This window comes from uncultured Subdoligranulum sp. (assembly GCF_937890665.1).
In genome coordinates this window covers 1-9,885 of the sequence record NZ_CALADU010000240.1, presented here as the reverse complement: position 1 = coordinate 9,885, position 9,885 = coordinate 1, and the positions used below count along the sequence as shown (strand labels likewise).

The 9,885-nt window shown below is 60.6% G+C and carries 10 protein-coding genes; 8 read left to right on the top strand and 2 right to left on the bottom strand.

The features are described 5' to 3' along the window. The first annotated feature begins 257 nt into the window (after positions 1-257). The 8 genes from Q0526_RS13425 to Q0526_RS13390 all read left to right on the top strand — a co-directional run bounded on the left by Q0526_RS13425 (position 258) and on the right by Q0526_RS13390 (position 8,464). Positions 258-1,313 carry a TRAP transporter substrate-binding protein gene (locus Q0526_RS13425; protein ID WP_298734508.1) on the top strand — a complete coding sequence of 352 codons (1,056 nt, stop codon included), beginning with the start codon at positions 258-260 and terminating at the stop codon, positions 1,311-1,313. A 115-nt stretch (positions 1,314-1,428) separates the two neighbouring features. Continuing rightward, entirely contained in the window at positions 1,429-1,953 is a 525-nt protein-coding gene (locus Q0526_RS13420) for a TRAP transporter small permease subunit (RefSeq protein WP_298734506.1), read from the top strand. Between the two features lie 15 nt (positions 1,954-1,968). Next, a complete protein-coding gene (locus tag Q0526_RS13415) occupies positions 1,969-3,252 on the top strand; it encodes a TRAP transporter large permease (RefSeq protein ID WP_298734504.1) in 1,284 nt (427 codons plus the stop codon). Positions 3,253-3,268: 16 nt separating this feature from the next. After that, complete coding sequence (locus tag Q0526_RS13410) at positions 3,269-4,345, top strand: Gfo/Idh/MocA family oxidoreductase (protein WP_298734502.1); 1,077 nt, start codon at positions 3,269-3,271, stop codon at positions 4,343-4,345. A gap of 13 nt (positions 4,346-4,358) precedes the next feature. Further along, positions 4,359-5,528 (top strand): Gfo/Idh/MocA family oxidoreductase, encoded by a 1,170-nt coding sequence (locus tag Q0526_RS13405; protein ID WP_298734500.1) that lies wholly within the window; start codon positions 4,359-4,361, stop codon positions 5,526-5,528. Between the two features lie 133 nt (positions 5,529-5,661). Next, on the top strand, positions 5,662-6,834 hold the full coding sequence (locus Q0526_RS13400) for a glycosyltransferase family 4 protein (RefSeq protein WP_298734499.1): 1,173 nt from the start codon (positions 5,662-5,664) through the stop codon (positions 6,832-6,834). Further along, the gene (locus Q0526_RS13395) at positions 6,828-7,412 is read left to right on the top strand and encodes a VTT domain-containing protein (protein WP_298734498.1); all 585 of its coding nucleotides are present in this window, start codon (positions 6,828-6,830) and stop codon (positions 7,410-7,412) included. The genes Q0526_RS13400 and Q0526_RS13395 overlap by 7 nt, the downstream gene beginning before the upstream one ends. Positions 7,413-7,417: 5 nt before the next feature. Further along, complete coding sequence (locus Q0526_RS13390; RefSeq protein ID WP_298734497.1) at positions 7,418-8,464, top strand: glycosyltransferase family 4 protein; 1,047 nt, start codon at positions 7,418-7,420, stop codon at positions 8,462-8,464. Between the two features lie 51 nt (positions 8,465-8,515). Here Q0526_RS13390 and Q0526_RS13385 read toward each other — a convergent pair whose 3' ends face one another. Together Q0526_RS13385 and atpD are read right to left on the bottom strand one after the other, a co-directional pair. Then, positions 8,516-8,923 carry a F0F1 ATP synthase subunit epsilon gene (locus Q0526_RS13385; protein ID WP_298734496.1) on the bottom strand — a complete coding sequence of 136 codons (408 nt, stop codon included), beginning with the start codon at positions 8,921-8,923 and terminating at the stop codon, positions 8,516-8,518. Continuing rightward, the coding region (atpD, locus tag Q0526_RS13380; RefSeq protein WP_298734495.1) for a F0F1 ATP synthase subunit beta at positions 8,923-9,885 on the bottom strand (963 nt) is incomplete at its 5' end. The genes atpD and Q0526_RS13385, both read right to left, overlap by 1 nt.

The following is a 9,885-nucleotide window of genomic DNA, read 5'->3' as shown; positions in this document are numbered from 1 at the left end:
AGCACAGCCCTTGGAGAGGGGCTCTAATAACTACTACTCTATAATACAAGGAGGTTTCACTGCACGGTTATGGCTTACGAGAAATTCCTGAAGGGCGCATCCGTTTGTTCCGGCAAAAGAAGAGGGTCATTCATTTTTTGCCCGATAGGCAAACGTTTGCCTATGCCATAACCCCCTATCTTCTACCCACACGTTTCTTCTACCCACACGTTATAGATCGTTCCCACTTGATTGTTCAAAAAGAAGGAGAAAACACTATGAAAAAGCTCGTTTCCACCTTGCTTGCCTGTTCCATGGCCTTTTCTTTAGCAGCCTGTGGGCAGGGCGCTTCCAGCGCGGCCACCTCTTCGGGCAGCACCGCCACCGCAGAATCCACGGCTGCGGATTCCGGTGAAACGTATCAACTGCGCTGCTCCACCAACTTGGCGGCCAACTCTACCGTCGGTCAGGCGTTGGAGAAATTTGCCGAACTGGTCAACGAAAAGTCCGGCGGACGCATTGAGTGCACGGCCAACTATGGTTCCGAGCTGGGCAGCCAGTCGGAGCAGGTAGCCATGGCGCAGCAGGGCGATTTGGAGATGGTCTGTGCTGCCCCCGGCACCGGCCCGGGCGCCTACGAGGGCTGTGAACAGTTGATGTTGTTTGAGTTCCCCTTCCTCTTTAAAGACAACGACCACTACCGCCGCGTGATGAAAGACGAGGCAGTTCTGGACTACATGAACAGCGTGGTGGAGCCGCTGGGCTTTGTTGCCATGTCCGGCCAGTCGCAGGGTTCCCGCGATATGCTGACCAACGTGCCGGTCACCTGCTTGGCTGACATGCAGGATCTGATCATGCGTGGTCCCAACGCAGTATACATCTCGATGTTTGAGTCTTTGGGTGCCGCCGGCATCACGATGGACTGGAACGACATCTACACCGCTATGAGCCAGAATGTCTGCAATGGCTGCGAAGGTTCGCCCAGCTCGCTGCACGCTTCCGCCTTGGAAGACAACGGCAAGTATCTGGCCGTCACCAACCACATCATCGCCTGCACCTACTACTTCTTCAACAGCGAATGGTTCAACGCGCTGCCCGAAGACCTGCAGGCCGTTGTGCGGGAAGCCGCCGATGAAGCACAGGCTTATCAGGAACAGATCGATGACGCTGATCAGGAAGCCGCGCTGCAAGCGATGGTGGACAACGGCGTGACCGTGACCGAGATTCAGGACATTGACGCTTGGAAAGAAGCCTGCGCGCCCATGACCGAAGAGTACCTGAGCAAGGGCGAAGAATGGCAGACCTTCTACGACCTGCTGACCGCCGTTGCCTAATCCCCGAACGTTTGTTTCCTCTTTTTAAAAAGCGTTTCATCCGGGTCGCTGCCGGACTCCCGGCGGCGGCCCGCTCTTTTTAGCAAGTCGTTTTGCAAAATCCGGAGGTTTGCTTGTGAAAAAGTTAGAAAAAGTGGATCGGGTACTCAACGCGATCCGCATAACAGCGTTGGTGGTCATTTTGGCCGCCTGTATCCTGATGTGTCTTGTCAACATCATTCTGCGCTATGTGGTACGCGGTGTGCCCTCGATGCGGCCCTTCCCGTGGGTCAACGAGCTCATGCAGATGGGGGCGGTGTGGATCGCCTTTTTGGCCGCGGGTCTGGGCGTAAAAACCAACGCCCACGTGAGTTTGGAGAGTTTTGTGGCGAAGATCCTGCCCGCCAAAGCCGCCGCCATCCTGAAAAAAGTGGCCCAGATCGTGGTACTGATCACCTTGGTCGTCCTGATCGTGGTGGGCATCTCGGTGACCATCAGCCAAAGCCGCAGCTATCTGCAAAACCTGCATATCTCCAATGCGTGGTTTTACGCGGCCATTCCCGTTGGGTGTTTCTACCTATTTTATGATTACCTGCTGATCTTCCTCTTCGGCAAGCATCCCTTCGCCAAAGAGAGTGATTCCACCACCAGCGCCTTTTAAGGAGGGGAACCAACTGTGTTAGTAACATTATTGATTTTTCTGGTACTGCTGGCCTTCATTTTTCTGGGGTTCCCCATCTTTATGGCCCTGCTGATCACCGGTATCATCTTCATTGTGGCAGGCGGCAACTCGCTGGATCTGACCATTATTAAAATGTTCGGCAGCGTCAACAGCTTGTCGCTGTTGGCCATCCCGTTCTTTGTCACCGCCGGCAACATCATCATGCGGGCCAAAATCACCGACAAACTGGTGAACTTCGCCAACGCCGCCGTGGGCTTTCTGCCGGGCGGTCTGGGCCATGTAAACGTTTTGACTTCCATGATCTTCGGCGGCATCCAAGGTTCCGGCTGCGCCGACGCCGCCGCCATTGGCGGTATGCTCATCCCCGCCATGGAAAAGCAGGGCTACGATAAGGACTACGCGGTGGCCGTTACCGCCGGTTCCTCCATGTTGTCCCCCATCATTCCGCCCAGCATCGCCATGATCCTATATGCCTATTACACCGAGGTCCCCATTGGCCGGATGTTCATGGGCGGTTTGGTTCCCGGCATCATCATCGGTCTGATGCAGATGGGCGTTGTCTACATGGAATACCGCCTGCGGCATTACGACATTCCCCGCACCAAGTTTTCCATCCTCAACTTGCTGCGCACCGGCTGGCATTCGCTGGGTGCGCTGCTGATGCCGCTGATCATCCTGTCCGGTATCTGCTTCGGCATCGTCACCCCCACCGAATCCGGCGTGCTGGCCATCGTGTACGGCCTGTTCTACGGTTTCGTGATTACCAAGAGCTTGAAATGGCGGGACATTCCCAGTATTCTGGTGGAATCCGCCATCACCACCGCCGTGGTGTATATGACCATCGCCGGCGCGGGCGTTCTGTCCAACGTGCTGGTGCGCCTGCACTTCCAGTCTGAAGTGGAAAACTTCGCCATCAATGTGCTGGGCAACCCGGTGGCCGTGGTCATCTTCCTTTGCATCGTCTTTGTGATTCTGGGCATGTTCTTGGATCCCACCGTCATCATCGCCATGTTTGCTGCCACGGTCCTGTCCATCGGCAACGCCTTCGGGTTTGATCCCATCCACTTCGGCGTGATCATGGTCATCGTGATGCAGTTGGGCGCCATCACTCCGCCGGTAGGCACCTTCCTGTTCATTTCCTGCGGTGTGGCCCATCTGCCCATGGAAAAATCCATCAAACCGTTGCTGCCCTACATTGCCACCGTGCTGATCGCTATGGTGCTGGCCTTTATCTTCCCCGGGATCGTCACATGGCTGCCCAACTTGATCTACGGGTAAGAGGAGGCGTACCATCATGCAAGAGAAAAGAGACGGCAGTACCTACGCCCCGAAGGGCAAAGCCTGTCCGGTCTGTGCCCCCGGCACCTTTCCGGTGGGGGTGATCGGGCTGGATCACGGCCATATCTACGGCATGTGCAACGGCCTGTGTGAAGCCGGCGCCGATATTGCTTGGGTCTATGACCCCGACCCCGAAAAGGTGGCCAAATTCCGGCAGGCCTTCCCGCAGGTGCAGGTCGCCCAAAGCCGGGAGGAAGTGCTGCAAGCCCCGGTGCGGCTGATTGCTTCGGCGGCAGTCGCCGCCGACCGGTGCGGCATCGGGCTGGAGGCCATGCGCCACGGCAAGGACTTTTTTGCCGACAAGCCGCCCTTGACCACCCGGGAACAGGTGGCACAAGCCCGGCAGACCGTGGCCGAGACCGGCCGCAAATTCTTCACTTATTTCAGCGAGCGCCTGCACGTGGAGGCGTCGGTGTATGCCGAGGAGCTGCTGCGCGCCGGTACCATTGGCCGGGTAGTTCAGGTCATGGGCTGGGGTCCCCATCGGTTGGACGCCCCCCACCGCCCCGACTGGTTCTTTGACGAGGACCGTTACGGCGGCATTCTGGTGGACATCGGCTGCCACCAGATCGAACAGTTGGTCTTTTTTGCCGGGGCGCAGGATGCCACCATCCTGCAAAGCCGCATCGGCAACTACACCCATTCCCAGTATCCCAAGTTTCAGGATTTTGGGGACGCCATGCTGCAATGCGACAACGGCGTGAGCGCCTATTTCCGGGTGGATTGGTTCACCCCCAACGGGCTGGGTGCCTGGGGGGACGGCCGAACGCTGATCATCGGCACCGACGGTTACATCGAGATCCGCAAATACATCGATGTGGCCAACAATGCCGAGGGGGACCATGTCTACTGGGTAGATCAGTCAGGGGAACACCACCGCTGTGTGAGCGGTGAGTGTGGGTTCCCGTTCTTTGGCCGGATGATCCGGGATTGTCTGGACCGCACCGAAACCGCCATGCCGCAGGAACACATCTTCCGGATGATGGAACTGGCTTTGGAGGCACAGGAGCGGGCCCTGCACGTACATTATTAAGGAGGGGTTTTCTATGCCGGAGAAAAAACTGGGCATTGCCATCATTGGCGCCGGTGCGATTGCCGAAGTCCATATTCAGGCGTACCTGCAATACAAAGACCTGTGCGAGGTACGGGCGGTCTGCGACCTGTTCACCGACAAGGCCAATGCCCTGATTGACCGCTACCAGTTACCCGCCCAAGCGCTGAAAGATTTTCACGAAGCGTTGGCCCGGCCCGACATTGATGCGGTTTCCATCTGCCTGCCCCCCAGCGCCCACGCTTCCACCGCCATCGATGCACTGCAGGCCGGCAAGCACGTGATCTGCGAAAAGCCGATGGCCGGTTCGCTGGAAGAATGCGACGCCATGCTGCAAGCCGCCCAAGCCAGCGGCTGCCTGCTGAGCATCGTAGCCCAAAACCGTTACAAAACGCCCCACCAGAAGGTCAAACATCTGCTGGAGGAAGGCGCCCTTGGTCGGGTGCTGTTTGCCACCGTCAACTCCCTGTGGTGGCGCGGCGAAAACTATTACGACATCTGGTGGCGCGGCACCTGGGAGAAGGAATCCGGCGGCTGCGTGACCAACCATGCGGTGCATCACATCGACCTGCTGCAATGGATGCTGGGCATGCCCCAGACCGTGGATGCGGTGATTGCCAACGTCGGACACAGCAACTCGGAGTGTGAGGACGTGGCCACCGCTGTCCTGCGGTATCCCCAAACGATGGTCCAGTTGACCGCCTCACTGGTCACCCACAACGAGGCGCAGGAATTGATCTTCCAAGGGGAAAAGGCCAGTGTCAGTGTGCCTTGGCAGGTATCCGCGGCCAAAGCCCTGCCCAACGGATTCCCAGAGGAAGACACCGCCACCGAGCAAGCCATCCAGCAGCAGTACGAGGCTTTGCCCGACCTGCCGGTGGAAGGGCACCCTGCCCAGATCGGCAATTTTCTGCGGGCCATCCGCGGCGAAGAACCACTGGGCATCGACGGGCAGCAGGGCCGCAACACCATTGAGCTGATCGCCGCCATCTACAAATCGGCGGCCACGGGCCAGACGGTACACCTGCCGTTGACCCCGGACGATGTCTTCTATCGCAAGGGCGGCATTGCTTCGGTGATGCCCCACTTCCACGAAAAAACCAAAAGCATCGACAATTTTGCTCCCACCAAACCCATCACGCTGGGGCGTGATGTAGGGCGCTGAGCGGAGCGGATTTCTCCTTTGCCTGCACGGACAACGGTTCGTGCAGGTTTTTTGTTTTGTTGCAAAAAAACAAGGGGCTCATTCGTTTATATAAACAAAGGACCTGATTCAACCCATGGCAAGGAGTGTTCCTATGAAAATCTTATTGACGAGCGATACTTGGGCCCCCACGGTCAACGGCGTGGTGACCTCCACGGTGGCGCTGCGTGCCGAGTTGCAGGCCCGGGGCCACGAGGTGCGGGTGCTGACGCTGGCCGGCAGCAGTCACACCTACACCGAGGACGGCGTAACCTACTTAGGCTCACTGGATGCCGGGCTGGTATATCCCGGTGCCCGGCTGCGGGCCCCCGCACTGAACGGTGCTTTGCGGGAACTGGCCGCTTGGCAGCCCGACGTGGTCCATTCCCAGTGCGAATTCAGCACCTTTGCCCCCGCCAAACAGTTGGCCAAGGCAGCCGGTGCCCCGCTGATCCATACTTACCATACCGTTTATGAGGATTATACCCACTACTTCTCCCCCAGCCGCCGGATGGGCCGCCGGTTGGCGCAGCTTTTTACCCGCAGCATCTGCGGTGCCTGCGATGCAGTCATCGCCCCCACCGACAAGATTCGCTGGCTGTTGACCCGCTACGGCATCCGCTGCCCCATTCAGGTCATCCCCACCGGGCTGGACCTGCGCCGCTTTGCGGTGCCCCCCACCCCCGCGCTGCGGCAGGCGCTGGCCCTGCCCACCGACGAGCCGGTGCTGCTCTATCTGGGGCGGCTGGTCAAAGAGAAGAACATCGGGGAGCTGCTCACCGCTTTGCGGCAAATCCCCCGGGGCATCCTGCTCATTGTGGGGGACGGGCCGGAACGGGCCGCCTTGCAGACAGAAGCCGAGGCGTTGGGCGTCGCCCACCGGGTCCGTTTTACCGGCATGGTGGTGCCCGCCGAGGTGCCCCGCTACTATGCGCTGGCCGATGTGTTCGTCAGCGCTTCCACCAGCGAAGCCCAAGGCCTGACCTATCTGGAGGCATTGGCCGCCGGACTGCCGCTGCTTTGCCGGGATGATCCCTGCGTACGTGCCCTGATCACCCCGGGGCAGGGCGGCTGGGTCTACCACACCCCCGAGGAGCTGGCCGCACTGGCAGCGGGACTGCCCCAAGGCGCCGCTTTGGACGCAGCCCGGCAGAAAGCCCGGCAAGCCGCCGCCCCCTATGCCCGGGAAGCCTTCGGCGCAGCGGTGGAGGCTCTCTACCGGCGTGCCATCCTGAACAAGACCGCGGCGCCCCACGCCGCCCACCCAAGGAGGGTCCTACTATGGTAAAAACCATCAACCGCGCCGCCTCGGTACTGGGGTTGGTGCTCTGCTGTGTGCTGGCCTACACCTTTTGGCGGGCCGGACTGTTTTCCTCCCGGGAAGCGCTGACCTCCTATATCGGCCAATTCGGCTGGGCCGGGCCGGTGGTGTTTATGGCGTTTCAGGCCGTACAGGTGGTCATCCCCATCCTGCCCGGCGGGCTGGGCTGCTTGGCCGGTGTCATCCTCTTCGGTGCTTGGCAGGGGTTCTGGTACAACTACATCGGCATCTGTCTGGGTTCGCTGGCGGCTTTTGCCATCGCCCGGGCCTGCGGCCGGCCCCTGCTGGAATCCCTCTTTCCGCCCAAGATGATCGAAAAATACGACCGCTGGATGGGCAGCGGCAACCGGTTTGCCCGGTGGTTTGCTTTTCTGATCTTCATCCCGGTGGCCCCCGACGATTACCTCTGTTTTTTGGCCGGGACCACCCGCATCGACTGGCGGCTCTATACCGCCATCATCGTTTTGTGCAAACCGGCGGCCATTGCCCTATATAGCCTGGGGCTGACCGTGGTGGCACAGAACATTCTGGGACTTTGGAGGTGACAACGATGTACCGTGTACATATTTATACCGGCTCTCTGGGCCTTGTGGGCAAGAGCGGTGTGGGACAGGCTGCCAACCACCAGCACGCCGCATTGGAACAAAGCGGTGTGACAGTGGTCACCGACTGGCAGCCCCGGGCCGATGTGATCCACATCAACACCGTGCTGCCCTGTTCCTTCCGGGCGGCCCGCCGCGCCCGGCGAGAGGGCATTCCGGTGATCTGGTACGGCCATTCCACCGAGGCGGACTTCCGCCATTCCTTTGTGGGGTCCGACCTGCTGGCGCCCCTCTTTAAACGGTGGCTCTGCCTGTGCTACAATCAGGCCAACTTGATCCTGACCCCCACCCCCTATGCCGCCGGCATCCTGCGCGGCTACGGGCTGTGCCCGCCGGTACAGCCCCTTTCCAACGGGGTGGACACCACCTTTTTTGCCCCCGACCCAGCGCGGCGGGCGGCCTTCCGGGAGGCCTACGGGCTGTCGGAGAACGACAAGGCGGTGATCAGCGTGGGTCATTTTATGGAGCGCAAAGGCATTCTGGACTTCATCGCACTGGCCCGCAGTCTGCCGCAGGTGCGGTTCTTCTGGTTTGGTCACACCGACCCGGCACTGGTCCCCCGCAAGATCCGGCAGGCCATGGCCGCCGCCCCCGCCAATCTGGAATTCCCCGGCTTTTTGTCCCAGAGCGAACTGCGGGACGCCTACTGCGGCGCCGATGCCTTCCTGTTTTGCAGCCACGAGGAAACCGAGGGCATCGTAGTACTGGAAGCCCTTGCCTGCGGCACCCCCACGCTGGTGCGGGACATCCCGGTGTATGACGGTTGGCTGACCGACGGCGTCAACGTCTACAAAGGGCGGGACGGGCAGGCGCTGCGCCGCAAGCTGGTGGGTCTGCTCTACAGCCGTCTGCCCGATGTGACTGCGGCGGGACGCGCGGTGGCGGAAGAACGCAGCTTGCCCCGGATCGGACAGGCTCTGCGACAAATCTACGCCGCCTTGCCCACCGCCAGCCGGCAGCGTGGTGCGCTGCCGCTCCGCCGCCCGGCGATATAATAAAACAGCCCCCGAACCCTAAGGTTCGGGGGCTGCTGCCTTTGTATGGTATCAGGATTTGTGGCTGCTGCCCCGCAGACGGGCGGTGGCACGGGCCAACGCCGCCTTGCTGCGGAAGTACTCCCGCTGGCTTTCGTGCTGACGCAGCCGCTCCTCGGCACGCTCCTTGGCGCGCTGGGCGCGGACGGCATCGATCTCCTCCGGCTTTTCCGCCGTGGAGACCAGCAGCACGGCATATTCCGAGGTGATCTCGGCAAAGCCTTGGGTCACGATGACGCTGTGCCAGACACCGTCCACCTTGAAGCGGGCTTCGCCGGGTTCCACCGCAGTGACCACCGGCTCATGGCCGGGCAGCACACCGTATTCACCGTCCAATGCGGGCAGCACAAGGCTTTCCACCTGACCGGTGTAAAACTGGCGTTCGGGGGTGATGATCTCCAGTTGAAAGGTCTTTTCCATCAGACCGCCCCCTGTGCCCGAGCTTTCTCCCGCACATCGTCCACGGTACCCACCGAGGCGAAGGCCGATTCGGGATATTGGTCCAGTTCACCGCCCAGCAGTGCTTCGAAGCCCTTCAGGGTCTCGGAGAGCGGGACATACTTGCCCTGCAGGCCGGTGAACTGCTCCGCCACAAAGAAAGGCTGGGAGAAGAACTGCTGCATACGGCGGGCACGTGCCACCGTGCGGCGGTCGTCCTCGGACAATTCTTCCATGCCCAAAATGGCGATGATGTCCTGCAGATCGCGGTAGCGCTGCAGCAATTCCTGCGCGCCGCGGGCGATCTCGTAGTGACGGCGGCCCACAATGTCGGGTTCCAAAATCCGGCTGGTGGATTCCAACGGGTCCACGGCCGGGTAGATGCCCTGTTCCACGATCTTACGGGACAAGACGGTGGTGGCGTCCAGATGGCTGAAGGTGGTGGCCGGGGCGGGGTCGGTCAGGTCGTCGGCGGGAACGTAGACAGCCTGCACCGAGGTGATGGCGCCATCCTTGGTGGAGGTAATACGCTCTTGCAGCGCGCCCACTTCGTCGGCCAGCGTGGGCTGGTAGCCCACGGCGGAAGGCATACGGCCCATCAGGGCGCTGACTTCCGAACCGGCCTGCACATAGCGGAAGATGTTGTCGATGAAGAGCAGCACGTTCTGCTTCTGGCGGTCACGGAAGTATTCGGCCATGGTCAAACCGGTCAGGGCCACCCGCATACGGGCTCCCGGCGGTTCGTTCATCTGACCGAAGACCAAGGCGGTCTTTTGCAGAACACCGCTCTCCCCCATTTCGCGCCAGAGGTCGTTGCCCTCACGGGTACGCTCGCCGACGCCGGTGAAGATGGAATAGCCGCCGTGTTCGGTGGCGATGTTGCGGATCAGTTCCTGAATCAGAACGGTCTTGCCCACACCGGCGCCGCCGAACAGGCCGATCTT